The organism is Oerskovia flava, from assembly GCF_026163685.1.
Taxonomy (GTDB): domain Bacteria; phylum Actinomycetota; class Actinomycetes; order Actinomycetales; family Cellulomonadaceae; genus Oerskovia_A; species Oerskovia_A flava.
The window spans coordinates 125,942-150,799 of sequence record NZ_JAOXSR010000003.1 but is presented as its reverse complement, the minus strand read 5'-3'; the positions used below and the strand labels follow the sequence as shown (position 1 = coordinate 150,799).

General features: G+C 70.3%; 20 protein-coding genes and 2 pseudogenes. 11 read left to right on the top strand and 11 right to left on the bottom strand.

Translation table 11 applies throughout. The annotated features are described in order from the left end of the window. The first annotated feature begins 71 nt into the window (after positions 1–71). Both OHL10_RS07610 and OHL10_RS07605 read left to right on the top strand, forming a co-directional pair. Entirely contained in the window at positions 72–689 is a 618-nt protein-coding gene (locus tag OHL10_RS07610) for a DUF6318 family protein (RefSeq protein WP_265521599.1), read from the top strand. Between the two features lie 90 nt (positions 690–779). Beyond that, a complete protein-coding gene (locus OHL10_RS07605; protein WP_265521598.1) occupies positions 780–1,577 on the top strand; it encodes a hypothetical protein in 798 nt (265 codons plus the stop codon). 26 nt (positions 1,578–1,603) lie between these two features. Here OHL10_RS07605 and OHL10_RS07600 read toward each other — a convergent pair. After that, positions 1,604–1,714: pseudogene (locus OHL10_RS07600) on the bottom strand (mycothiol transferase); the annotation flags it as partial. Between the two features lie 183 nt (positions 1,715–1,897). Between OHL10_RS07600 and OHL10_RS07595 the strand changes: the two are divergent. Further along, positions 1,898–4,183 (top strand): hypothetical protein, encoded by a 2,286-nt coding sequence (locus OHL10_RS07595; RefSeq protein ID WP_265521597.1) that lies wholly within the window; start codon positions 1,898–1,900, stop codon positions 4,181–4,183. A gap of 79 nt (positions 4,184–4,262) precedes the next feature. Continuing rightward, positions 4,263–4,928 carry a hypothetical protein gene (locus tag OHL10_RS07590; RefSeq protein WP_265521596.1) on the top strand — a complete coding sequence of 222 codons (666 nt, stop codon included), beginning with the start codon at positions 4,263–4,265 and terminating at the stop codon, positions 4,926–4,928. A 24-nt stretch (positions 4,929–4,952) separates the two neighbouring features. Here OHL10_RS07590 and OHL10_RS07585 read toward each other — a convergent pair whose 3' ends face one another. From OHL10_RS07585 to OHL10_RS07565, 5 genes are all read right to left on the bottom strand, one after another. Further along, entirely contained in the window at positions 4,953–5,471 is a 519-nt protein-coding gene (locus OHL10_RS07585; protein ID WP_265521595.1) for a heme-degrading domain-containing protein, read from the bottom strand. Positions 5,472–5,578: 107 nt separating this feature from the next. After that, positions 5,579–7,723, bottom strand: a complete 2,145-nt coding sequence (locus OHL10_RS07580) for a purple acid phosphatase family protein (protein ID WP_265521594.1) — start codon at positions 7,721–7,723, stop codon at positions 5,579–5,581. A 159-nt stretch (positions 7,724–7,882) separates the two neighbouring features. After that, entirely contained in the window at positions 7,883–8,572 is a 690-nt protein-coding gene (locus OHL10_RS07575; RefSeq protein WP_265521593.1) for a histidine phosphatase family protein, read from the bottom strand. 76 nt (positions 8,573–8,648) lie between these two features. Then, a complete protein-coding gene (locus tag OHL10_RS07570) occupies positions 8,649–9,308 on the bottom strand; it encodes a DUF305 domain-containing protein (RefSeq protein WP_265521592.1) in 660 nt (219 codons plus the stop codon). 95 nt (positions 9,309–9,403) lie between these two features. Continuing rightward, positions 9,404–9,784, bottom strand: coding sequence for a hypothetical protein (locus tag OHL10_RS07565; RefSeq protein ID WP_265521591.1), 381 nt, complete (start codon positions 9,782–9,784; stop codon positions 9,404–9,406). Between the two features lie 120 nt (positions 9,785–9,904). Here OHL10_RS07565 and OHL10_RS07560 point away from each other — a divergent pair, with 120 nt between their 5' ends. Continuing rightward, positions 9,905–10,891, top strand: a complete 987-nt coding sequence (locus tag OHL10_RS07560) for a hypothetical protein (RefSeq protein ID WP_265521590.1) — start codon at positions 9,905–9,907, stop codon at positions 10,889–10,891. Next, positions 10,875–11,219 (top strand): hypothetical protein, encoded by a 345-nt coding sequence (locus OHL10_RS07555; RefSeq protein WP_265521589.1) that lies wholly within the window; start codon positions 10,875–10,877, stop codon positions 11,217–11,219. Before OHL10_RS07560 ends, OHL10_RS07555 begins: the two co-directional genes overlap by 17 nt. Before the next feature lie 79 nt (positions 11,220–11,298). Here OHL10_RS07555 and OHL10_RS07550 read toward each other — a convergent pair whose 3' ends face one another. After that, positions 11,299–13,473, bottom strand: coding sequence for a family 43 glycosylhydrolase (locus OHL10_RS07550; RefSeq protein WP_265521588.1), 2,175 nt, complete (start codon positions 13,471–13,473; stop codon positions 11,299–11,301). Positions 13,474–13,875: 402 nt separating this feature from the next. Here OHL10_RS07550 and OHL10_RS18720 point away from each other — a divergent pair. Both OHL10_RS18720 and OHL10_RS07545 read left to right on the top strand, forming a co-directional pair. Further along, positions 13,876–14,046: pseudogene (locus OHL10_RS18720) on the top strand (response regulator transcription factor); the annotation flags it as partial. Between the two features lie 89 nt (positions 14,047–14,135). Beyond that, positions 14,136–15,032 (top strand): HNH endonuclease, encoded by an 897-nt coding sequence (locus OHL10_RS07545; RefSeq protein WP_265521587.1) that lies wholly within the window; start codon positions 14,136–14,138, stop codon positions 15,030–15,032. A gap of 214 nt (positions 15,033–15,246) precedes the next feature. Here OHL10_RS07545 and OHL10_RS07535 read toward each other — a convergent pair whose 3' ends face one another. Continuing rightward, the gene (locus OHL10_RS07535) at positions 15,247–16,494 is read right to left on the bottom strand and encodes an ATP-binding protein (RefSeq protein WP_265521586.1); all 1,248 of its coding nucleotides are present in this window, start codon (positions 16,492–16,494) and stop codon (positions 15,247–15,249) included. Positions 16,495–16,794: 300 nt separating this feature from the next. On the opposite strand from OHL10_RS07535, the gene OHL10_RS07530 reads away from it, so the two are divergent. Continuing rightward, on the top strand, positions 16,795–17,580 hold the full coding sequence (locus OHL10_RS07530; RefSeq protein WP_265521585.1) for an excalibur calcium-binding domain-containing protein: 786 nt from the start codon (positions 16,795–16,797) through the stop codon (positions 17,578–17,580). Between the two features lie 35 nt (positions 17,581–17,615). On the opposite strand, the gene OHL10_RS07525 is transcribed toward OHL10_RS07530, so the two are convergent. Together OHL10_RS07525 and OHL10_RS07520 are read right to left on the bottom strand one after the other, a co-directional pair. Further along, the gene (locus OHL10_RS07525; RefSeq protein ID WP_265521584.1) at positions 17,616–19,523 is read right to left on the bottom strand and encodes a DUF2075 domain-containing protein; all 1,908 of its coding nucleotides are present in this window, start codon (positions 19,521–19,523) and stop codon (positions 17,616–17,618) included. Positions 19,524–20,092: 569 nt separating this feature from the next. Then, positions 20,093–20,374 (bottom strand): helix-turn-helix domain-containing protein, encoded by a 282-nt coding sequence (locus OHL10_RS07520; RefSeq protein WP_265521583.1) that lies wholly within the window; start codon positions 20,372–20,374, stop codon positions 20,093–20,095. A 222-nt stretch (positions 20,375–20,596) separates the two neighbouring features. On the opposite strand from OHL10_RS07520, the gene OHL10_RS07515 reads away from it, so the two are divergent. Further along, on the top strand, positions 20,597–21,706 hold the full coding sequence (locus OHL10_RS07515; protein WP_265521582.1) for a WXG100 family type VII secretion target: 1,110 nt from the start codon (positions 20,597–20,599) through the stop codon (positions 21,704–21,706). Then, complete coding sequence (locus OHL10_RS07510) at positions 21,703–22,245, top strand: hypothetical protein (protein WP_265521581.1); 543 nt, start codon at positions 21,703–21,705, stop codon at positions 22,243–22,245. Before OHL10_RS07515 ends, OHL10_RS07510 begins: the two co-directional genes overlap by 4 nt. Before the next feature lie 79 nt (positions 22,246–22,324). Here OHL10_RS07510 and OHL10_RS07505 read toward each other — a convergent pair whose 3' ends face one another. Continuing rightward, the gene (locus OHL10_RS07505) at positions 22,325–24,805 is read right to left on the bottom strand and encodes an OmpL47-type beta-barrel domain-containing protein (protein ID WP_265521580.1); all 2,481 of its coding nucleotides are present in this window, start codon (positions 24,803–24,805) and stop codon (positions 22,325–22,327) included. Positions 24,806–24,858 lie beyond the last annotated feature (53 nt).

Sequence of the window (24,858 nt, the reverse complement as noted above, 5' to 3'; positions counted from 1 at the left end):
GTAGGTTCTGGACCGGCTCGTGCGGCCGGCTTGACGCTGATGTCGCTCCACCTCGACCTGCAGGGGGTCCGATGCGTCTCGTCCCGTCCACACCCGATGCCCGACGGCGGCTGCTCGCCCCCGGCGCCATCCTCACCACAGCACTGCTGCTGGGTGCGTGCACCGCCGACCCCGAACCCGCACCGGACCCCGAGCCGACCACCACGGCCGAGACCACCACACCCGAGCCCGAACCGGAACCCACCGAGACCGGCCCTGCGAAACCCGAACGCCCCGCCGCGATGGAACGCGACGACGCCGAAGGCGCCGCCGCAGCCGCCGAGTACTTCCTCTCGCTTCGCTCCTACATCATGGTCACCGGCGATACCGAGGAATGGGAGTCCCTTTCCTACGAATCCTGCGGCTACTGCGCATCTGGGCTCGAGCAGGCCGAGACGATCGCATCTCGAGGCGATGTCTTCACCGGTGGTGAGATCACGACTGAGATCGTCGAGACGTACCTCCAAGACTCTGTCACTGGCATCTTCCCTTTCGACCTGAAGACCGACGAAGCGCGCACCGTCATCACGGACTCTGCCGGAGACGAGCTCTTCGAAGCCGAAAGCTCGTCGCAAGTGAATCGGGTCGAGGTCGGCCGACAAGACGGAGACTGGGTGATAGTCGAGGTCGCAATCGCTCCGGAGTCGTGAACGATGTTCCATGCTGCGGCTATCGCCGCCTCCGCATTCGTCCTGATGGGCACGACAGGAGCGACTGACCCGGTGTACACGGCCGGGAATGTGGATGCGCAGAGCACATCCGTCAACGTCGAAGCAGAGATCGCGACGCGGGGAGGGGGCACCTACGAGCAGGCGGGCAGCGACGGAGGTCCGGCCACCACCCGGTACCTCCGTGCGACGCCGGCGCTGTGCCTGCTGGCGAACCTGGAGGGTTTCGTCACCCGGATCGCGCTCGACTGCAGCGAAGGTGAACAGCTCGCCTACACCGGCATCGAGTGCGACGCCGATGAGTTCCGCCTCGGCGGCCTCATCCGCGAGACCCGCAGCGTCAACGACGACGGCACCACCACCGACTGGGACGACTCCGAGCTCGTCGGCGACGAGGAGTGCATCTCCCCCGAGGACCTCCTCGACGAAGCTGCCCGGGAGTTCGCGACCCTGCCCATCACGCCCGCACCCGTCACGGTGCAACCACCCGGCGGCCGCACCCTGGTCAACGTCGAGACCATCACGTACGCCGAACCCACCGTCCAGACCTTCGACACCGCCCTGCTCGGCATCCCCGTCACGCTGCGCGCCCAACCCGGCGAGTACACCTGGGACTACGGCGACGGCACGGGCCCCCTCACCACCACCGACCCCGGCGCGCCCTACCCGGACCACAGCGTCACCCACACCTACGACCAGCCCGCCGACGCCGTCACCATCACGCTGACCACCACCTGGACCGGACAGTTCCAGATCACCGGCGCCCCCACCTGGACCGACGTCCCCGGCACCGCCACCACCACGACCGTCGCCGACCCCCTCACCATCCTCGAAGCCCGCTCCCGCCTCGTCACCGACCCCCTCCCCTGAGGACCGGCACCGGCCAGAGCTGCGGCTCAGGTGCGAGCGGCGAGGAGTTGCTCGCGGAAGATGTCGGCGTGCCCGCAGTGCTGGGCGAGCTCTCGCAGCATGTGCGTGTAGACGGCCCACAGGGCGCGGGCGCCTCGGCCCGGTCAGGGCCCGGTTGAACCAGACGTGCTCGACGTACGTGACGTGCTCGTCGAGCCGATGACGGAGGTCCTCCGTTCAAGGTGTCTTCGCGGAGGCACCGTCTCATCATCGGGCCTGTGGACAACCGTCGGACGGCACCGCGCCGTTGCTACGTTCGCTGCACCACCGAGGGGGTGCACGTGCACGACGTCGAGTTCCAACCGCTCACCGGCCGACCCGCCGAGCTCACCAGCACGGCGGGTCGCCTGCGGTCCGTCGCCGAGGCGCTCGCTGCCGCCACCCGCGCGGCGGCGCCCGTGCGTGCCGCGCTGGCAGAGCAGCGCAACGGCGCCGCGACCCTCGCGCGCGGCCGGGTCGAGGACATCACGGCGCGCCTGACCACCACGGCCCAGGTCCTGGAGGCCGCCGCCGCGACGCTGACGGTCCACGCCGCCGTCCTGACAACCACCCAGGACGACGCACTCCGGGCGATCGCCCGGCGCCAGGTCGCCGAGTCGCGCCGACTCCACTGGGCGCAGGTCGAGCTGACCGCACGCTGGGAGTTGTCGCTCGGCAGCGACCTGGTCACTGCCACCGCCCGCGCCAACGACGCGGCGACGCGGCGGATCGAGGCGAGCACCGACGTCGGGCACGCGGAGCAGGCGTGGCGCGCGGCGCGCGACCACAAGCGCGCGGCCTCGGCCCGCGCGGCCGCGCAGATCCAGCCGTTGTCCGACGCCCGGGCGCTCTCCGGGCATCTCGCCGCCGGGCTCGACCTCGTGCGGTTCCGGGCGTCGTGGGCGCGAGGGGCGCAGGCGTCGGAGCTCGCGCTCGCCCTGGGCGTCGGCGGCACGCTGGACGCCGCCGGGCGGGAGGACGCGACGGCCGAGCTGGCGCGCCTCGTCGCCGACCACGACGGCGACGAGGTCTTCTGGTCCCGGTTCTACGCCGACACCGGACCGGGCGACGTGTACGCGCTGCTCGCGGCGTTCGGCTCGCACGAGGGCGACCCGCTCATGGAGCAGCAGCGCACCGTGGTGACCGCGGTCCGCGACGGCTTCGGCACGTGGTCGCAGACGCTCACCGCGGCCGAGCAGCACGCGCTCGGGCAGCGTGTCGTGGACGACGCCGATCCCCCGGCGGGCATGCACCTGCAGCCGTGGTCGTCGTGGGCGGCGCTCCTGCTCGGCGCGCGCACCGTGCCGTCCGGCGTCCATCTCGGTGCGGCCGAACGCCTCGACGACCACGCCCGCACGCACAGCCTCTTCCCCGGCGCCGCGAACCGCGGCGAGCCCCTGCTCGTCGCGCCCTACAGCGACGACCCGCACGCGGCCGACCTCCACGTCGTCGCGTTCGGGGGCCTGGCCCGGGGCGGGTCCGCCGCGCTCGACTTCTTCGCCCCCGCGGGCGACCCTGCCCTCGGGCGCGACCGCGTCGAGCGCTGGCTCGGCACTGCCCCGTTCCTCGGGTGGGCCGACGACGGCACTGCCCTCACCGGCACGCTGCGGGAGGCGGTGCTCACCGGGGCGGCGAGCGACCGCACGGCCGAGCAGGAGCGGGCGGCGCTGCTCGTCGCCGACGCGACCATCGCGCTCCCCCAGGGACTGCTGCGGACGTCGCTCAGCGACGAGGCCGTGGTCCACGTCGTCGACACCTACGCGCCGTACATGGGTGTGCTGCGCCTCGGGCTCAGCGACGGGAACGGCCACCCGACGACGTCGTGCGTCCTGCCGGAGGTGGTCCGCGTCCCGGCACCGGACCAGAGCGGCACCCGCGTCGCCCCGCTCATCGACCCCGCCTCGTTGTCGGCGGTCATCGCCCTGACGTCGGGCGCCGACCGTGCCGAGGCGGCGAACGTGGGCGCGCGGCGCTGGGACGAGCTGTCCGCGGCGCACCACCGCACCATGCTGGCCGCGGCCTACGGTCCCGGGACGACGGCGCACGACGAGGAGACGCAGCGCGCGATCATCGACAGCGCGATGCAGGACCTCGGCGTCATCAGCGGCGGGCAGGCCAACGCCGACCTGCTCGACGCCCAGCAGCGCGACGACCTGGCCGCCGCACGGATCACCTTCTTCAGCGACGTCGCCAGCGTGCTCCCGGTGCCCCGACCGGTCTCGGACGCCATCGGGGGGTTCACGGCCGACGTCGTCCAGACCGTCATCGTCCGGTCCGGGTCCGACCTGGTGTTCGACCTGTCGACGGACAACCACAGCGACCAGGTCGTCACGACCATCGGGGAGGGTGCCTCCCTCTACGACGTCGTCGCGATCCACACCTACGACTACGCCGTGACGCAGGCCGTGGCCGACGGGACGAGCGCCGCCGCAGCGGCCGAGCAGCACGCGCACCTGCTCCCGCCCGTCGCCCGCGACGAGGACCTGCGCGGCGGCCCGCCCGACCACCGGCGCAGCCTGTACCAAGGGACGTTCGACGCGATGTCCGGCGTCAGCCGTCAGCTCGACCAGTCGACGTGCGCGCCCTGATCGCGGGCGTCGCAGGGGGCCCGTCCGGACGGGGTGCTCCTGGCGTGCCGGTGGGGTGGGACGTGCCTACGCTGCCGGGATGACGCAGACGTGGCGGTTCTCCGGGCACATCGCCGGGTGGGGCACGGAGTCCGGCACGCGCGTCGTCGTCGGCCGGTGGGACACCAGCCCGCTCGGCGCGTTCGCCGACGTGATGGTCGAGCACCCCGACGGCGAGCGGGTGCTGCTCGCCCCGACACCAGAGGTCGCCGACCTCGTCGCCACGACCTACCGGTTCGACCGGGTGGAGATCGTGCCCGTCAGCGTGGGTGGCGTCCCGGTGGACGCCCCGCCGCAGGTGCACGGCCCTCGCGTCCCGCGCACCCCGTGGCACGTCACCGCCGGCCCGCTCACCGCGACCCTCACCCTCGGGCGACGGACCGCGCTCGGCACGCTGCTGCACCTCGTCCCGCGGCCCGTCACGACGTCACCGCGCTTCACGGCGCTCAGCGACCCGCTCGCGCGCGTCCTGCTGCACGGCGTGCGCACCCGCGGCACGGCGGGCGGCGACCGGGTCGAGCACTACGGCGCGAGCGACGTGCGGACGATCGTCGGGGCGACCACGACCTGGGACGGGCAGGACCTCGGCGCGCTGCGCCCGGTCGACCCGCCCGTGCGGTTCGGGTTCGGCTCCGCACCCGAGCACCCGGCCGTGACCCGGATCGTCACGACCATCGTCAGCGAGCGCGCCGCGTCCGAGGCGTAGGCCCGCGCGCGTCGTCCGCGGGGCTCAGCCGAGGAACGTCGTGACGGCCTCGACGACGAGCGCGTGGTCGTCGGCCTGCGGCAGGCCGGAGACGGTGACGACCCCGACGACGCCGACGCCCTCGACCCGCACCGGGAACGCGCCGCCGTGCGCGGCGAACTCCTGCAGGGGGAGCTGGTGCTGCTCGGCGAACGTCGTCCCGCGCGCCGCGGAGCGCCGCCCCACCAGGTACGACGACGCCCCGAACCGCTGCACGACCCGCACCTTGCGCTCGATCCAGCTGTCGTTGTCCGGTGTGGTGCCGTCGAGCGCCGCGTGGAAGACCTGCTGCGGTCCCTTGCGGATGTCGATCGTCACGCCCAGCCCGCGCTCGGTCGCGAGCTCGACGAGCAGGCACCCGAGCCGCCACGCGTCGTCGTGCGTGAACGTCGCGAAGACCAGGTCGCGCTCCTGCTGCTCGAGGGTCGCGACGAGGGCGGTCAGGTCGTCGGCCCGCACGGACGAGTGCGAGGACGAGGGCGAGGTCGAGGCAGAGGAGGTCATGCGCCCATCGTGGCACGGCCTCGTCGCCGCGCGGGCCGGGAACGACAGCGCCCCGCCGGGCGTCCGGAGGTCCGGACGCCCGGCGGGGCGTGGTCGTCAGACGCGGATCAGCAGGTGATCGCCTCGAAGGGGACATCGAGCGCCTGGGTGGCGCCGCCGTCGGGCAGCGTGGCCCGCACCTCGACGGTGCCGGTGTCCACCGCCGCCGCACGCGTCGTGAACTGCTGGAACGCGGCCTTGCCCGGGGCGAGCGCGCTGATCTCGCGCGTGCCGAACGGCGTGGCGAGCGTGACGTCGAGCGGCACGTCCTCGCCGTTCGTGGCGCGCACGGCGACGTACGCCGTGCCGGCGACGCAGCGCCCGGTCGCGGAGACGTCGACGAGCTCGGGGCCGGCGTCGGCCTGCAGGGTGACCTCGTCCATGACGCGGGCGGTCGAGGTCTCGTACGTCGTGATCGTGAACGACTCGGGCGTGACCTCGACGTTCGAGTAGCTCGGCGTGCGCTCCTGCTCCCACAGCGCCGTCCACGGCTTCTGGCCGTCGAAGCCGTAGTACTTGGAGCCGCTCGCGGAGTTGCCCGTGATGTAGAGGACCTGGTCCTCGTCCGGGGTGAGCACGTCGCCGATGGCGGGCGTCTCGCCGGGGACGACCGGCGTCGTGCCCTCCATGAGGTGGCTGCGCGTGTAGATGTGGTCGTGGCCGGCGAACACGGCGTCGACCCCGAGCTCGCTGAACACGGGCGACAGCCCGTTGCGCAGGCGGATCACGTCCGCGTCGCGCGAGTGGAACGCCTGGCTGTAGATCGAGTGGTGGAACGTCACGACGACCCAGGAGTAGTCGTCGCCGTGCTCGGTGACGACGTCGCGCAGGAACGCGCTGTGCCCGGCGATCTGCGCGGCGTTCGTGTCGTTGGAGTCGAGCGTCACGACGAGCATGTCGTTGAACCCGTACCAGTAGTTGCGGCGCTGCTGCGTCGACAGGTTGGGCGTGAAGTAGTGCTGGTCGTAGAGCGCGCTGGCGGTGTCGTGGTTGCCGTCGGTCACGGCGAACCGCACCTCCCGCATCTGGCGCGGCGAGAGGAAGCCCGTGTACTGCTGGGCGCTGCCCGCGTGCTCGACCTGGTCGCCGGCCGACAGGAGGAACGACGCGTCCGGGTGGCGCTCGGTCATGACGTCGACCGTGTTCGTCCAGCCGGCGACGTCGTTCGCGACGTTGCCGCCGGCCCCGATCTGCGGGTCACCGAAGAACAGGAAGCTGAACTCGTCGGAGAACGTGCCGGAGTCGAACGTCGTCGGCTCGCTCCAGCCGTTGATGCCGTCCCCGACGCGGTACACGTAGCGGGTGTTCTCCTCGAGGCCGGTCATGGTCGCGTGGTGGTAGTTCGCGCCGTCGGCGGCGGGTCCCGTGGTGGACGACGCCGTGGCCGCGTCCGCCGGGAAGGTGTCCCCGATCATGGCGTCCTCGGGTGCCCACTGCACCTCGCCGGACGCGGGCAGCGTCGCGAACCACGCGAGGTTGGCCTGCGTCTCGTCGGCACCGACCATGAGCGCGACGTCGCGCACCTCGCCCTGCGTGGGCACGAGCGAGCGCACGTCGAGGTAGATGTCCGAGCTCGTCGGCGCGTCCTGGTACAGCGCGACCGAGACGGTGTTCTCCCCCGGCGCGAGCAGGTCGGCATCGACGATGAACGAGCTCGTCACCGGGTCCGTGCGGCTGTTGCCGTGGTACTGCACGTTCTGCGTGATCCGGCGGTCGTCGTCACCGAGGCGCGCGACCTCCTCGCCGTTGACGTAGACGATTGCGGCGTCGTCGTAGACGATCTCGCCCGCGAACGCGGGGACACCCTCGAGGTCCGCTGCCGTGAGGTCGATGTCGGTGCGGAAGAAGAACGTGGGGGCGCTCGTCGTCGTGCCCTCGATGTACTGCGTGAGGAGAGTGTTGATCGGGAAGTTCGCGCCGATCCCGGTCGGCTGGCCGCGCTTCGCGCCGAACGCGCCCGTGCCCGACTTCCAGGCGGAGTCGTCGAAGCCGGTCGCCGCCCAGACCTGCTGGTCCGGGTCGGCACCGGCCGGGTTGGTGTTGTTGTCGAGGTAGCGCCAGGTCGTGTCGCTGGTGGACAGGAGCGAGGCGTCGTCGGCGGACGCCGAACCGGCCGCGGCGGCGACGAGCGCCGTGCCCACAAGCGTCAGGGCGAGCGTCGAGGCCGTCGTGCGCGACAACGCGCGCGAGCGCCCGGAGGGGTGCGTGTTCATGGGTTCCTTCGCTGGTCGGTGGCCCGTGCGACGACGGGCTGACCACCAGCGCCGGACCTGGACGGGGAAGCGCTGTCAACCTAAGGACGGCGGATGTCGATCGGGCGACCGGGCGGTGAACGGGGCCCGGCCATCGGATGGCGGGCCGAGCCGGGAGGCTCAGGCCTCGTGCTCGGCCTGCTCCTCGACCTCGTCCACGGGCTCGCCGGCAGGGTCGTCCGCGAGGGGCGCATCGAGGTGTCGCCCGCCGAGCGGGCCGTCGGACGCGCGCACGAGGCGCCAGCCCGACGTCGGGTGCCCCTCGAGCTCCATGAGCCCGGTGTTGGCCAAGGGTGTGCTGGCGATGGCCTCCAGGTCCACCCCGACCGCCCGCGCGGCCACCCAGGAGCGGATCGCCGCACCGTGGGAGACGACGACGGCGCTCGCCCAACCGGTCGCCGCGACCTGGGCGACGGCGTCGTCGTAGCGGTCGAGGAACCCGTGGCCGTCCGGACCGCCCGGCATGCGGCGACGCAGGTCCCCGCGGCCCCACGCGAAGACGGTCTCGAGGTAGCGCATGTGGTGGTCGTGGTCGGCGGACCCCTCGAGGTCGCCCGCGTCGATCTCCCGCAGGCCGTCGAGCACGACGGGCTCGATCCCCCGGTGCGCGACGAGCGGGCCTGCCGTCAGCGACGTGCGCACCAGGGTCGAGACCGCGACGCCGTCGACCGGTCTGTCCGCGAGCGCCGTCGGGATCGCCGCGGCCTGCGCACGGCCGAGATGCGTCAGGCCGGGGCCGGGCAGGGCGGTGTCGAGCAGGCCGGCGACGTTGGACGGGGTCTGTCCGTGACGGACGAGGAGCAGGCGCATGATTCTCCGGGTTCGAGGTCTCCCGCCACCCTAGACCGCACGCCCGGCACGGACAGACCGCGGGCACCGCCAGGGGTCACATGGCGGCGAGCAGGTCCTGCATCGTCTGGATCTCGGCCGTCTGGGAGTCGACGATGGAGCGGGACAGCTCGACGACGCCCTCGTGGACCCCGGCGTCGATCTCGGTCTGCGCCATCACGATGGCTCCCTCGTGGTGGACGATCATCTGCTCGAGGAACAGCCGGCCGGCGTCGGCACCTTCGGCGCTCTCGAGCGCCTGCATGTCCTCCTCGCTCATCATGCCGTCCATCATGCCGCCGCCCATGTCACCACCCATGTCGCCATGGTCCATGTCGCCGGGGCCCATGGAGTCCGGTCCGGGTGCGTCCCACTCGTCGAGCCAGGCGGTGAGCTGCTCGATCTCCGGGCCCTGGGCCGCCTTGATCTGCGTGGCCAGGTCGGTGATCTGCGGGTCGATCCCGTCCTTGGCGAGGATGAGGTCGGACATGTCGATGGCCTGCTCGTGGTGCGGGATCATCATCTGCGCGAACATCACGTCCGCGTGGTTGAACGCCTCGCCTTCCTGGTCGCCCCGGTCGTCACGGGGTGACCCGGACGGTGACGGTGACATGGTGGGCATGTCGTGGCCCGGCATGTCCGTGCCGGAGTCGTCGGTGCAGGCGGAGAGGGTCAGTGCGGTCGCCAGCACGAGGCTGGGCGCAAGGATGCGCTTCATGGTTCACGGCCTTTCAGTTCGGTGTAGTGGCACACGGCGCGGCCCGGAAGGGTCGCGGAACGGTCGACCCCAGAGGGATCGAGGGGCGTGTGCTCCTACGTCCGAGAGATGCCCAACGCGTGCAAGGACGGTGCCGGCGCCGGCCGCGAGCTCGGCGCGACCGCACGGGCCAGTCGGGCGAGCGGTCGCATCACCGCGTGGAGGACGTTCGCCGGCGAGGCGGCGAGGGTCAGCAGGACGACGAGCACCATGAGGCACATGGCCGTCGTCATGTCGTGCGCGTCGTGCGTGGTGTGGTCCGCGTGCTGGACCTCGTGCGCCGTGACGACTCCGGCGGGCGGGAGGTGAACGCTCGGCGAACCGCTCATCGAGTGCATCGACACCACGCCCGCGATGAGGACCGCGATCAGGAGCGCACCGGACACCCCTCGCCGTGGTGCGGCGAGCAGCGAACGGAGGGTGGTGATCAGATGCATAGCAGATTCAGCCTAGCTCGCGGGGCTCGGCAGCATGCGTATCAACGGGGCAAGGTCGGGCCTCCCTCCGGGTGACGCGACCGCCCGGCCGCGCCTCGCCGTCGGGAGAAGGACACTGGCATGGTCCAACGCTGCCGCACGGTCTCCGAGGAGATCACCGAGACCGTCACTCGCCCCGTGAAGAAGGTTGTCGAGCAGCTCTCGCGGGTCTGCCGCAAGCTGCCCTGGCCGCTCAGCTGGCTGTGCGGCGTCATCAAGAAGCTCGTCGAGATCATCGAGTGGGTGGTCGAGACGTTCGTGCGCGTCGTCACGCGGGTGGTGTGCGTGACGATCTCGATCGCCGTCAAGATCTGGGACGGGGTGGCGTTCGTCGCGCAGAAGCTGTGGAACCTGCCGCTCATCGGGCCGATCGCGCGCTGGGCCCTCGGCCTCGGGTCGTGGGTGATCAGCCAGTTCGTTGGGATCGTCGACGGCGTCGCGGGACTCTTCGGCATCCGCCCGACCAAGCGCCTTCGGCTGCACGTCTTCCTCTTGACGAGCCGGCGCGAGGGTCTGCTCGCGACGCCGCAGGACGCCGCGGGGGTGCTTCGGGAGACCGAGCGCATCCTGCGCGCGCGGGCCGAGGTCGCCGTGCGGACGACGGTGCACGTCATCGAGACGCCCGCGCCGGACAACGCGCTGCACATCGACACGGGCGTCGGGCTGCTCGGCGAGGACCTCACGGGCGCGGGCGCCTACTTCCAGAAGATCATGACCGACGCCATGCCCGACGAGAACCTCGCGCGCACCCTGCGCTACGGCGCGCCGATCGCGGTGTTCGTCGTCCGCAGCGTCGGCGACACCGAGACCGGCTGCTCGGCCGGCCCGCTCGCCGACTGGGTCGCCGTCGAGCGCGGCCAGCTCGCCCCCGCGACCCCTCCCGGTGGCGGCGGGACAGGCTGGCACAACACCCTCGCCCACGAGATCGGGCACGCGTGCGGCCTCATGCACACCGACGACCCGACCAACCTTCTGCACCCGCAAGGCCTGCAGGGGGCGCGGGGCGACAACCTCAGCCCGTTCCAGCGGATGATCGTCAGGAGCAGCCCCCATGTCACGTACCTCTGAGGTGTCCACGCACGTCTACGAGCTGCTCGACCGCGGCCGCGACGCCGGCATGACCTGGCGCGAGTCCGACCTGTGGGCCGAGCGCCTCCCCGACCCCTGCGGCTGCGCCGGCGGCGCAGCCGGCGCCGTCCTCGGCGCAGGCACGACGGCGGTCGTCGCCCGGGCGTGCGGCGTCCGCGGGCGGGTGGCGCTGGTGTTGGCCGGGACCGTCGTCGGCGGCGTGGCCGGCAAGCTGGCCGGGCTGGGGCGCGAGCAGGCCGAGCACGACGCCACGCTCACCGTCCTCGAGCAGCGGGTGCACGAGCTGGAGCGGGCGAGGACCGCGTAGGTCCTCGCCCGCTCCCCCGCGTCCGGCGGCGCTCGCCGCCGGTGTGCCGTGCCGCCCGTGCCGTGCCGTGCCGCGGGGACTACGCCCCGCAGCTGCGGGCGGCGTAGCCCGCGGTCAGCGTGCGCGACGTGCCGTCGGACGCCGTGGCGGTGACCGTGGCCTCGCCCGCGGTGAGCGACCCGCGGACCTTGAACGACTGGAACGCGCTCGCGCCCGGCGCGACCTGGTCGAACGCCTTCTCGCCGAACGGCGTCGAGAGCGACACCGCGAGCGCCGTGTCGCTCGTGTTCTGCGCGCGGACCACGACGTACGGGGACCCGCCGACGCAGCGCGACTCACCCGTGACGGCGACGTCGATCTCCGCCGGGGGCGCCTCGCGCGGGTAGACGTCGAGCGCGTCGAGCTCGGTGTACCAGGTGCTCTTGGTGAAGGTCACGGTGTTCCAGCCGGCCTCGAGGTCGACGTCGTGCTCGACGCTCTGCCAGTTGCCCCACCTGGTGTGCCAGAACGTGACCGTCCCGGCGTCCTCGCCGTTGACGGTGACGGTGTCGCTCGACTCGAGCGTGTACCCGCCGCGCTCGGAACCGTTCGCGAACCGGACCGCGAGCGTGAACGGCCCGGCCTCGTCGGCGTGCACCTGCAGCGCGACCGAGCTGTCGGCGAAGTCGAGCCCGCCGACCTTCTGGCCCCCGGACGCACCGGCCGCGGACCCGACCGAGCCACGGGTGATGACGCCGTCCTCGAACTCGTACCGGTCGGCGTCGGCCGGGATGACGGGCGGGACGACCGGCGTCGGCTCGTGCGTGGCGTCGTAGACGTCGATCGCGTCGATCTCCGTGAAGAACGTGCCGCGCGTGAGGGTGACCGTGTTCCAGCCGGCGTCGAGGTCGACGAGGTGCTCGACGCTCTGCCAGTTGCCCCACGTCGTGTGGGCGAAGGTGACGGTCCCGGTGTCCTGCCCGTTGATCGCGACGGTGCCGCTCGACGCGACGTTCTGGCCGCCGCCGTCGACGGATCCGTTCGCGTACCGGATGCCCAGCATCGCGGGGCCCGCCTCGTCGGCGAAGACCTCGACCGCGACTGAGCTGTCGGCGAAGTCCATGCCGCCGACCTTCGCCAGGCCGGACGCGCTGCCGTCGGCCACGACGCGCGCGTTCGTCAGCACACCGTCCTCTGCCTGGTAGCGGTCGGACGCGTCCGCGACCGACGGGACACCGTCGTCCGACCACTCCAGGTCGCTGACGAACATCGCGCGGTAGGAGAACGTCGGGTCCCAGCCGTGGAAGACGATCGCGGTGCCGCCGTCCGGGGCGGTCACGACGTCCTGCCCGCCCGGGCCGCGCACGTCGCCCTGGAAGCGGTCGCTCGTCATGAGCTCGGTCGTCGCCTTGGTGTACGGGCCGAGCACGCTGTCAGACGTCGCGTACGCCGTCCGGTAGGCACCGCCGTAGAAGTCGTTCGCGGAGAAGATGAAGTAGTACGTGCCGTCGCGCTCGATGAGCGTCGGCGCCTCGACGACGCTGCCCTCGTTTGCACGGTCCACGCGGATCAGCTCCGTCGGCGGGCCGGTGAGCGTCACGCCGTCCGCGGACAGCGGCTGCGCGAACATGATCGCCGTCTTGCCCGCGCAGCAGTTCCCGTCCGCCTTCCACAGCAGGTACAGCTGGTCGCCGTCGCGGAACGTGCCCGCGTCGATCGCGCCACCCAGGTCCTCCGTGCCGTTCTCACCGTTGGGGCAGACGAGCGGGTCGTCGCCCACGGGCTCGAACGGCCCGTACGGCGAGACGGACAGCGCCAGGCCGATGCACTGGCGCGGCGTCGTCGCGTCACGCGCCGTGTAGTACAGCGCGTAGCCGCCCTCGACCTCCGCCACCTCCGGCGCCCACACGCACCGGTCCGTCGCACCACCCGGCGAGAAGCTGCACTCCCCTACCCACGCACCCAGCTCCGGCGCAGCGTCCGGCTGCTCCGTCCACGTCACCAGGTCCGTCGACGTGCGGTGCTGCACGTTCCGTCCGTCCGAGTTCGTCGCGTACGCGTGATAGACACCGTCCACGACCAGGATGTCCGGGTCCGGGAAGTTGTCGTCGATCACCGGCTCGATCACGGGTGGTCGCTCGGCGGCGGCTGCCGTGAGGGCGGCGGGGACCGGCGCCGCGGTGGCAGCACCACCCGCCGCGGTGAGCCCGACCGCGACGAGCGCACTCGCAGCGAGCGTGGCCAAGGAACGGGAACTCCAGGTGCGTGACCTCATGGGTGTCCTCTCGACGGTGAGGGGCTGTAGCCCGGGGCAACATCGCCCAGGAGTTCCGAGTCTCCCGGGCGCATCCACAGGAGTCAACAACTTCGTGCACAAGCCAACAACTGGGCACACGCGCGCTTCAGCACACCGACCCCGCGCAATTGCCGCAGGAGGCGCGCCGGCGTTCCGCGAGAGCTGAGCCTGGCACGCCTCCTCCAGGGCAGGCCGACAGGCCAGGTGGATTCCTCACCAAAGACTCCGGGCCAGAGGTGATCGTCGCCGCAGTCCGCGCTGTCGCCGCCGGCGAAGGCGCACTCTCGTCACGCGTGGCGAAGACCGTCATGGCGCAGGTGAATGCCGCGCCCGGCGCCGCCAGCCGACGTGTAGAACGGCTCGCGGCACTCACCGAGGGGGCTCGACGTTGCGAAGCTCGTTGTGAACGGACTGTCCAACGCGGAGATCGCTCAGCAGTTACTCCTCAGCGACGCGACAGTGGAGACTCACCTGTCGAGCGCCAGCGCAAGGTTGGGAGTGACGGGCCAGGTTCAGCTCGCTGTCGTCCTCGTGCGGGCGAGACTGTTGTAGCCGCTCTCTAGCGTGCGAAACGGACTCTCTGCTCGAACTTCACCCGGTTGACACTTGAACCTACGTTGAACGCCTGGTGAGCTGCCCACATGGATTCAGTCGTCGAAGCCGCGCTCCGTACCAGGATCATCCAGTGGGTGCAGGAACGCGCGACAGCAAACGGCGGCTTCCTCCACCGAGCCGAGCTGCTCGACTTCCACATCGACGGCCAGAAGCTGCCGGTCATCGACTACTCGCGCGGTATCCGCAACCCTCAGGCGTTTGCCTCGACGCTCTCGATCGTCAGCGCAGCCGACGGACCCTACGACGACACCGAGTCCGAGGACGGCCTCCTGCACTACGCCTACCGCAGCGGTGACCCGTGGAGCGGAGACAATCGGAAACTCCGCCACGCAATGGACACTGGCATGCCCTTGATCCTGTTCCGCAAGGAAGTCGCGAACATCTACACACCCGTCGCGCCCGTGTATGTCGTAGACGACGAACCGGAGAACCGCCAGTTCCGCATCGCCCTCGACGAGGCGTTTCGCTTCATCCCCGACGCTCGGCACCTCACAACGCCACAGCGTGAGTACGCCTTGCGCCTCGCGAGGCAGCGCCTGCACCAACCCGCGTTCCGCACACGAGTGCTCGTCGCCTACGACACCCGGTGCGCCATCTGCGAGCTCAAGCACGGAGCGCTCCTCGACGCCGCGCACATCGTCCCGGACAGCGACGAACGCGGACTGCCCACGGTGAACAACGGCCTGGCACTCTGCAAGATCCACCACGCCGCCTACGACCAGAACATGCTCGGCGTAACGCCTGACGGTGAAGTGCGCATCGCGCTCGACCTACTCGCAGAGATCGACGGCCCGATGCTCAAGCACGGGCTTCAAGAAATGCATAACCGCCGCATCACCGTTCCACGACGACGTGCGGACCGGCCAGATCCTGAACTGCTCGCCTGGCGCTTCGAACGCTTCGGATCCCACCCGACCCGCTAGCGTCATCCACGAGAGCCTGGGAGAGCAGCCGGGCGAGTTTCCGTGCACGGTCCGGCGGGGACCATCAACGGCCGACTCGAACACCTGCGTGGCTCCGCCCTCGGCTTACGCAACCTGACACACCGCCCGATCACTCCTGGAGGCCGGCGGCTTCAGACCCCGTCTACACCCTCAGATCGGACGAGCCCCCTTTCTCCCTATGCGGTCGTGTTGTTCATGGGCCGAGCAACGCCGCCGGCACGACGGCGATCCCGTCCGGCCTGCGGTACGCACGCGGCCCGGTGGTGACGACGACCGCGTCCGCCAGGTCGTCGCCCAGCTTCTGCCGCAGCCACCTCAGGTGCTTCACGTCGGCGTCGGTAGGGGTTGGCGTGAGCTTCACCTCCATGGCGACGACCTTTCCCTCAATGTCCTCCACCACGATGTCGACTTCGTGGTCCCCGTTCCGTGTGCGCAGGTGGGAAACAGCCGCGTTGCTCGCCTGCGCGTAGACCTGGACGCAGAGTGCGACCAAGTGCTCGAACAGCGGACCGAGGAGGTGGTCGCGCCGTCCGAGGACCAGCGACGACGCAGACGCGCGCAGCAGCCTTGCGGCGAGCCCGGGGTCCGCGAGCTGGTGCTTGGGCGTGCTGGCGAGGCGATCGAACTCGTTGCGCGTGGGCAGCCAGGCGGGGAGTGGGTCCAGGACCCACAGTCCACTGAGGACGTCTCGATAGGCGATGGTGGTGCTCCGAGCTGGCTTGTCGCCCTCTCCCGGTGTGGCTGCGTCGAGGATGCGGCTGTACTGCGTCGTCGTCGAGGTGGCGGCCGCGTAGCCAGCCAACCACGCGGCCAAGACCTGCGGCTTACGCACCGGATAGCCCTGCTCGGCGAACTCCCGTTGCACCAGGTTCTCGAGGTAGGCGTCGATCAGGGCCGGACGGGTCCGGGCCGGCTCGTCGTAGATGCCGGGGAACCCGGTGGCGACGATCTGGTCCGCGTAGTCCGTGAGCCGCACCTCGCTTTCCCCCGTGATCGTCGCCTCACCAGCGAGCAGGGCAGCCAGGCTGACCGTGGGCTCGGCAACGCCGCGTTCCACGAGGCTCAGGGGTCTCAAGCGCAACGGGACGATGCGCCCCGCGCCCGAGTGCACCGTCGCTCCACGTGGTGCCGAACTGCCCGTCAGGAGGAGATGACCGCGCGGCGACCCGTCGTCTACAGCTCTGCGCACGACGTCCCACGACTCCGGCCATCGCTGCCACTCATCGATCAGGACCGGTCCCGGCAACTCCGCGATCAGTTCGGGCTGCGCAGCGAAACTCGTCCGCTCGACCTCACGATCGAGACGGATGACCGTCCGAGCCCGACGGCTCGCTGTCGCCGTCTTGCCCACGCCCTTCGCACCCTGGATGACAACGGCTCTGAGCGCGGGCTGAAGGTCGTCCAGGACAGTGTCGAGAACTCTTCGACGGTACTCCTCCATGGGCGCTAACCTACATCTAGCAGGGCATCTACGCTACATCTAGCAGGATCCCTACCCTTCTTACAGCATGATTCCTACGCTCCATCCAGCGGCGCAGCTGGCGGCACGGTGGACCGCACTGGGCTCAGCAAGCAATGGCCATCGAGTGCCGTCGGCTGAGGACGTTGAGCGCTCACATTCACCCGCACCCACGCTCGCAGCCAAGTACACGCAGGGTCTAGCGTTCTCGACACGCCGCAAAGCACCGCTACAAGTCCCGGGCCCCGGTACGTCGCAGTGCTCAACACAGGGATGTGCACCATGGACCGCGTCTTCAATCCTCCGCCCGGGTGGCCCACTCCGCCGGAAGACTGGAAGCCCGATTCCACGTGGAAGCCAGACCCCAGCTGGCCGCCGGCTCCCGCGGGCTGGAACTTCTGGCCGGAGCGCGAGGTCGAATCTGCGACGCTCGCCGCATCGAGGAACCCAGACAGCGATGACGCACCCGGTCGACCGAAGCGGCGGACCCGACGCCTCATCCTTGCCGGTGCAGGCGTCAGCCTGTTCATGCTCGGATGGGTCCTCGGCACTGGGAACTCGTCCAGCACAATCCGAGAGGCACAGGAGGTCGCGGAAGCCGCCAGCGAGGAACGCGCCTCCGTCGACGCAGAGCAGGAGGCGCTAGAGACCGCCAAGACTGCACTTTCCGAAGAGCAGCAAGCACTCGAAGCGCAGCAAAAAGCTCTCGACGAGCAGCTGACCGCAGCCCTCTCTCACGACGCCGAGCTGACCGTTCGGGAGTCTGCACTCGACGAGCGAGAACAGGACATCGAATCCCGATCTGATTCGCTCGACACCCGCATTCAGGAGGTCGAGTCCCAGGCGAAGGAAGTTGAGAGCCGCGAGACTGCCGTCGAACAGGCCGAAGCGGCCGCACCTTTGGTCGGCTCGGGCAGTAGCGGTGCAACCACGGATAGCCCATCGACCTCGGTCTACTACGAAAACTGCACTGCGGCTCGCGCAGCCGGCGCCGCGCCCGTGTACGTGGGCGAACCCGGGTACTCCCGTTCTCTCGACCGAGACGGCGACGGTGTGGGATGCGAGTAGTCAGCGTGCGTGGCGACCGATCGGGGCTTGACCATCTAGTCTTCCGACTCGACTCCACGCGTGCCCGGGGGAATCAACCTCTCGAGAAGAGCCAGCGTCTCCGGGTCCGTCGAGTACAAGATCGTGCCGACCATGCCGCGGGTCAGAAGTACCTTGTAGACGTTGCGGACTAGCGCGTCGAACTGCTCGTCACTCACCTGGCTGCGCGACCTGAAGGCCGGATCCTTGTTCTCCTCGCGTCGCGCCACCCACCGGTCGGTACGCCAGACCAGGTCGGGGCCGAACATCACGCCGTTCCAGTCGTACTCGAAACCCTGGGCGGTATACACGCAGCCGACTTGTCCGAAGCCACCGGGCGATGTCGCCCAGAGCGGCGAGGGCGGCGCGTCTCCGACCGCACGGTCGCCCTTCACGTTCCACGGCTTCGACCACTCGCCGATCACGACGTCAGAGACCAATGTGCCGTCGGATCTCGGGTCGCTCCACCGCCACGCGTAGCCGGCCGTCATGCGCGCCCCGAACCCCTTCTCGCGATACACGTCGAGGGCGACCTCCAGCTCCCGGGGTGACCTGGCGGTTCGGAGCTCGAAATGTTCGTCGCCCGTCCACGGGACCGGTCCACCGTCCACGAGACCGAGCAGTCGAAGCACCCACTCGACGTACACCTGACTACCGCCTGCGCGGAACTGGTCTTCGAGGCTGACGTACTCGACCCGCATGCCGTGTGACTCAGCGGCCGATCGGATGGTGTCGACAGTCCCGCTCTCCCCAGGCCGCACCACCTGGTGCTCGTCGAGCAGGAAGACCGGGACACGAGCTGCGTCGAGCAGCTCGTCGATCTGCGGACGGGCCTTCTCCCGAATCGCCTTTGGCGTGTAGCGGTTGACCGACTTGTCACGAATTCGATGGGCTTCATCGAGGACGAGCACATCGAGCGCGTTCTGTTCCGCTGCCATGAAGCTGTTGAAGTACATGAACATGCGCTGCGTCGCGGTCGACCCCTTACCTGCGACCTTTCGCAACGTCTGGGTGAAGCTCTGAGAACCCGTCGCATGAAGAACAGTCTTGCCTCGACGAGCCAGTTCCCCCAGGACGGACAGGGCGATCACACTCTTGCCCGAACCTGGGCCGCCTGAGACGACCACTGCGGTCTTCGTGTTGTCGCGGGCCGCGCGCTGCACCGCCTTCATGACCAGGTCGTAGGCGACTCGCTGCTCGTCGATCAAGGTGAAGTTCTCCCGGTCCCGGATCTCGGACGCCGCGACCTGGAGGAGCTGCCTGGACGGTCGAACCGACGAGGAGAGGAGACGATCGGCGGCATCTGCACCACTCGACGGGGCGAGCCTGCTCCGCAAGTAGTCGAGCCACGCGCCTCGGGACGAGGAGGTGAAGAGCGGGTACGTCGCAGCAACGGCCGCGTCCACCAGGTCCGCTACCCCGACGTCCTCTGCGTTGTGCAGGTACGAGACGCCGGTGAGACGTTCCGGCTCGTCGTGCAGGACTGCCGTGAAGTCGCGCAGGAAGTCGACGTAACCGCCGACCTGGACGCTCGGGTGCAAGTGATGGGACCGCGGTGAGCCCTCGACACGCACCAGGGACTCGATGTCGTCGTCAAGCCGCGCCTTAGACCATTGCTTAAGCTCAACGACGACGTACGACTCCGCACCCGTGCGTGGGTTCGTCCCGGCCAGCACCACGTCTGCTCGCTTCGAAGACAGCGGCAACCGGTACTCGAGCAGCACCTCGACATCGTGCAGCCCGGCGTCCGCCAGGTCACGCGCGAGCACAGGGAGCGAGCGTTGCCACGACCGCCGCTCCGCCATTCCTGGCACCCCCAAACCCTGCATGACGAAGTGCTCTTCAAGATGCTTCTCGACGAGGGACACATCGGATGCGGCAAGCTCCGCCAGAGCGCGAGCTGAATACCTGACTGTTCCGGACACGGACGCTCCTGGGCAGCACGAAGAATCGTGCGGCGGGAAGCATGTCCGTAGAGGAAGCTCGTCGGTTACCGCGGGTCGATGGGAATGCTACGACCTCGGAGCCTGTCGCTGGCAACTCCTGGATTGCGTGAGCCCATGAGGATGATCGGCTCGCCGGGCTAACGTGAGCTGAGCGCACATCGACCTGACCCACTGACACAAGGTGCCGAGTGGAATCAGTGCGCAGGTACCGTGCGCCAAAGGACAAGCAGCCTCCACGCCCCGTCGTCCACCAAGGCTCGGGCGCTCAACTCTCGCGCTGCGATCAAGGCCTTCCATGCCGTGCGCGGGGCGAGTCGTCACGCGTGACCCTCCCCGCGCCGTCGTGCATCAGTCAGCGCGCATTGCGAGCCAGGGCGCCCATCGGACCTGCCGCCTGCTGGACCCCGCGGGTGTAGCAGTAGAACCCGGGGACGGCCGACCCGTCGCGCCGGCGAACACTGCCCCGCGGAGCCCGGCCATGCTGCGCGACGTCGCGGCGTACGCCTGGTCGACGTTCGCCGTGTTGTACGTGAGCGACCGCTCGCGCTTCACCCATGAGCATTCTCCTCGCCGCTCGACGGCAAGTCGCCCGCGTCGACCGGCCCGCCGTCGTTGATCTCGGCGAACAGGTTGACACCCGCCGCCTCGAGCATGGCGAAGAGTCGCTCCATCAGCAGACCGGGCTTGCCGGCCTCCATCTCCCAGACCCACTTCTGCCCGATGCCCAGCTCGTCCGCGAACTGCCGCTGACTCACGCCTCGCACGAGGCGCCCTTGCTGCAGGGCGAACCGCAACAGCTCAGGACTGGTGATCTCGAGACGGACCGCCATGCTCACCTCCGGTGACGTCGATATCGAAGTCAAGGTGGGTGACTTCATTATCGACGTCACGGCCCCGGCTGGTCCTGGACCGGGCCGCGCGCGGCTGCCTCAGCGACCACCTCGGGCAGCAACCCGCCAGCTCCGGAGATGCCGTGACCTGCATGGGGACGGGTGCCCATGGTTGATGTGAACGGCGCCGGGCTACCGTGTACGTCGGACCGAAGGGGGCCCATGTCGGACATGTGGGGTGCGGACGTCGAGGGGTTGCGGCGACTGGCGGCGGAGTTGGACGGCTCGGCGCAGTCGCTGACGTCACTCGCCTCGAGGCTGTCGTCGGTGGTGGCGTCGACCGGTTGGACCGGCCGGGACAGCGACGAGTTCCGCGGTGTCTGGGACGGTATGTGCATGGAGGCGCTCCGGTCGTGCGCCGTGTCGCTGTCCGGTGCCGCCGAGTCGTTGCGACTGGACGCCGACCAACAAGAGTCGGCGAGCACCGACGGCTCCGAAGGTGCTGGCGGCGCTACGCCGTCGGTCGTCCCCGGCCACGGGGGCGGGGGCGGCGGAGTCGGCGGTCCGGTCGCGATGGTGGTGCCGGTGAGCTTCAGCCCCACAGCACCCATGAGCCCGGGCGATCCAGACACCTCGGACCCCGGTGACGCACCAGGAGTCGCCGGGGGCGAGCATTACGTCGTCGGCGATCCCACACGCCCGGACCTCGAGTGGGACGAGGACTTCGAGTACGCGTCCGACGACAACCCGACCTGGGACGACCGCATGTCGTGGGCCGAGTGGAACGCGAAGGGAGAGGCTACGCGCGTGCACCCCGGGCTCCAGGACGCTGGGGCGATCTACCGCCACTACCTCGACAACTCGGGTGAGGACTACGCGTTCGACTACGCGAGCGCGTACGAGAGCGATGCATCGGTCACGGCGAACGTCGACGCCGAGGTAGCGAACGCCCAGCTCGGCGCGGAGGAGCTCATCGCTCAGGGACACACCAACTTCTCCATGACGGGCGACGCTTCAGCGGCCCCGCACTACCCCGAGACCGAGAACTGGCAGAAGACCATCGGTGGCTACCAGCAGTGGTCGAGCGCCGACGTGACCGTCGACGGCGACCAGGCCAGCATGGTCGTCACGGTCCATGCGGAGGACCGGTACAACTTCAACGCCGGGCAGGCGGACATCGCATCCGGGGCTCCCGACGATGTGAACGGTCGCTTCACCGAGCTGGGCTGGGCCCAGCCGTTCAACAGCTCCGGTAGTGTCCAGTTCACCGTCACGTGGACGATCGGCGATGCAGAGTCCGTCCTCGCCGAGCCCGTCCCGGAGGAACGATGAGCACCGCGAGCACCCCGACCCGATCCGGCCGCACCTGGCGCGCCGCCGGCCCGACGGCGGCCCTCGCCCTCGCGCTGGCGCTCACCGCCTGCTCGCCGACGACCGAACCGGGCGATCGCACCACCGATGGCACGAGGGAGACGACGATGGCAGAGGACACCGCGAAGAACGGCACGGGCGAGATCCGCACGGATCTGGAGCCGCTCACGGAGCGGTTCTCCGCGCTGGGCTCCCCGGTCGGGGCGACGTGGCTGTCCGGCACGACGGGCGACCCGGATGTCCCGGGCCCGACGACGTACTGGATCGACGCCGTCGTGCAGCTCGACCCGGCGGTCGCGCAGGCCCTCGCGGACGAGACGACACCGGAGGAGACGACCACCGCACCGGACGTCATCGCCGCGCTCGAACCGTCGCTGCCCGACGGCCCGTTGCTCACCGGCCCGGAGCTGAACGAGCGCTTCGCGGAGTCGGGCTTCGTCGCGACGGCGTACCTGAACGTCGACGACGCGACGCTGGTCCTGGTCACTCTCGGCGAGTAGAAGGTTCCTCGCCAACGACAACGGAGTTGCTGCCGTTCTGAGGCTCAGAACGGCAGCAACCCCGTGTTCGGCGAATGGCCTAGCGGCCGATGTTCGACAGCTCCGCCGCCGCGATGATCTGCTGGCGTTCGGCGCCGATCAGGACGCCCTCGTCCACCAGGTCACGGGTGACCTCGCGGACGTGGCGGACGAACTCGCGGTGGGTGGGGTACTGGTCGTCCTCGGCGATGTGGTCGTTGACCGTGCAGCCCTCGCCGTCGTCGAAGTTCTCCACCGTGCTGTCGATGCCGTCGATGATGACGGTCGGCCGCACGTCGGAGCCCGGGCATCGGTCGCGCAGCAGCTCGACGACCGTGAAGGTCACCTCGCCGCTGGAGACGTTGCCCGCGCCGTCGACCGCGCGGTACCGCACCACGTGCTGGCCGTCGGCCGCGACGACGAACGGTGCGGCGTAGCGCTGCCACGAGCCGCCGTCGACCTGGAACTCGGTGCGGTCGACGCCCGACTCCTCGTCGACGGCCGTCAGCGTCACGGTCGCACGGCCGACGAACGCGCCGTCGCGGTTACGGCTGCCGCCCACGCCCGCGGTCACCTCGGGACCCTCGACGTCGCCGGGGTCCTCGCCGCCCTCGAGGACGACGGTGACGCTCTGCGGTGCCGACACGTTGCCCGCGACGTCCGTCGCGCGGAACGTGACGACGTGCGCGCCGGGCGCCCGCAGCGGGATCTGCTTGCCGTAGCGGATCCACTCGCCGCCGTCGATCTGGTACTCCACGGACGCGACGCCGGAGTCGTCGTCAGTCGCGTGCAGCCGGACGAACGCCGTGCCGACGTACTCGCCGTCGTCGTTGAGCTGGCCGTAGACCCGGTAGTCGACCTCGGGGGCGACGGTGTCGCCCGTGTCGGTGGCCACGACGGTCACCAGGACGGTGCCGACCTCGGAGACGTTGCCCGCCTCGTCCGTCGCCCGGTAGGAGAGCGTGTGCTCGCCCGGCTCGTCGATGACGACGGCCTCGGTGTACTCCGTCCAGCCCGCCCCGTCGAGGTCGTACTCGACCGACGCGACGCCCGAGCCGTCGTCCGTGGCGTTGATGAGGACCGCGGCGGAGCCCAGGTAGGCGCCGTTCTCGTCCTGCTCGCCGCTGACCTCGGTGGTGACGGTCGGCGCGGTGGTGTCCTCGCCGCCGTCGGCCACGACCGTGAAGGTCGTCACCGTCTCCTCGGAGACGTTGCCGGCGACGTCGGTCGCCCGGTAGACGATCTCGTGCTCGCCCACCTCGTCGACCACCACGGGCGCGGTGTACTCGGTCCAGCCCGCGCCGTCGAGGTCGTACTCGACGCTCTCGACACCGGACGAGTCGTCCGTCGCCGTGAGGGTCACGCTGGCGGAGCCGACGAAGTCCCCGTTGTCGTCGCGGTCACCGCTCACCTCGGCCGTGACCGTCGGGGCGGTCGTGTCCTCCTCGCCGTCGTCCGCGACGACCGTGAACGTCGTCGTGCCGACCTCGGAGACGTTGCCCGCGTTGTCCGTCGCCCGGTAGGAGACGGTGTGCTCACCCGGCTCGGTGAACGCCAGCGGCGCGGTGTACGGCATCCAGTGCCCGCCGTGCGCGTCGACCTCGATCGAGGCGACGCCCGAGCCCTCGTCCTCCGCGGCGAGCGACAGCGTCGCGGAACCCACGTACGCGCCGTCCTCGTCCTGCTCGCCTGACACCTCGGCGGTGACGGTCGGGGCTGTCGTGTCCTCCTCACCGCCGCCCTCGACGACGGTGAAGGTCGCGGTGCCGGCCTCGGACGTGTTGCCCGCGGCGTCGGTCGCCCGGTAGGAGAGCGTGTGCTCCCCCACGGTCTCGACCGTGAACGGCTCGTCGTAGGCCTGCCAGCCCGCGCCGTCGAGGTCGTACTCGACCCCCGCGACGCCCGAGTCGTCGTCGGACGCGTCGAGGGTGACGGTCGCGCCGCCGACGTACGCGCCGTCGTCGTCCTGCTCGCCGGTCACGGTCGCGGTGACGGTCGGAGGCGTGGTGTCCTCTTCACCCCCGCCGCCGTCCGTGACGACGAGCTCGCCCCACATCTGGCCGTGGCCGGGGATCGCGCAGAAGTAGCGGTACGTGCCGGGCGTCAGCACGACCTCTCGCTCGTGCAGCCCGCCGTTCGCGTCGAACGGGCTGGCGAGGATGTCGAGGTCGACGTCGTGGTTGTAGCCCGGCGTCGAGGTGTCGAAGGTCAGCGTGTGGCTCATGCCGAACGTGCTGCCGGTGGCGAGGCTGTTCTCGAACACGATCGTGGCCGGGCCGGCCACCGCCGTCGCCGGCGCCACCGGGTACGTGTCGATGCTGTTGTCCCCGGTCCACCGCAGGACCTGTTCGGCCGCGACGGTCACGTCCGCGGGTACGGAGACCCCCGTCGCCGGGCTGGTGGACGTGCCGGTGGAGACGGGGACAGCGCTCGCCGGGGTCGCGGCGACGACCGCGGCTGCGGTCAGGCCGGCGACCACGACGGCCATGAGCCGTCTGGTGCCGTGGCGACGGACGTCGCCACGAGGGATAGGTCGTTCCATGGGTGGTGCACTCCTCTACGTCGAGGTGCGGGCAGATGGTGTGCCGCGGGCGC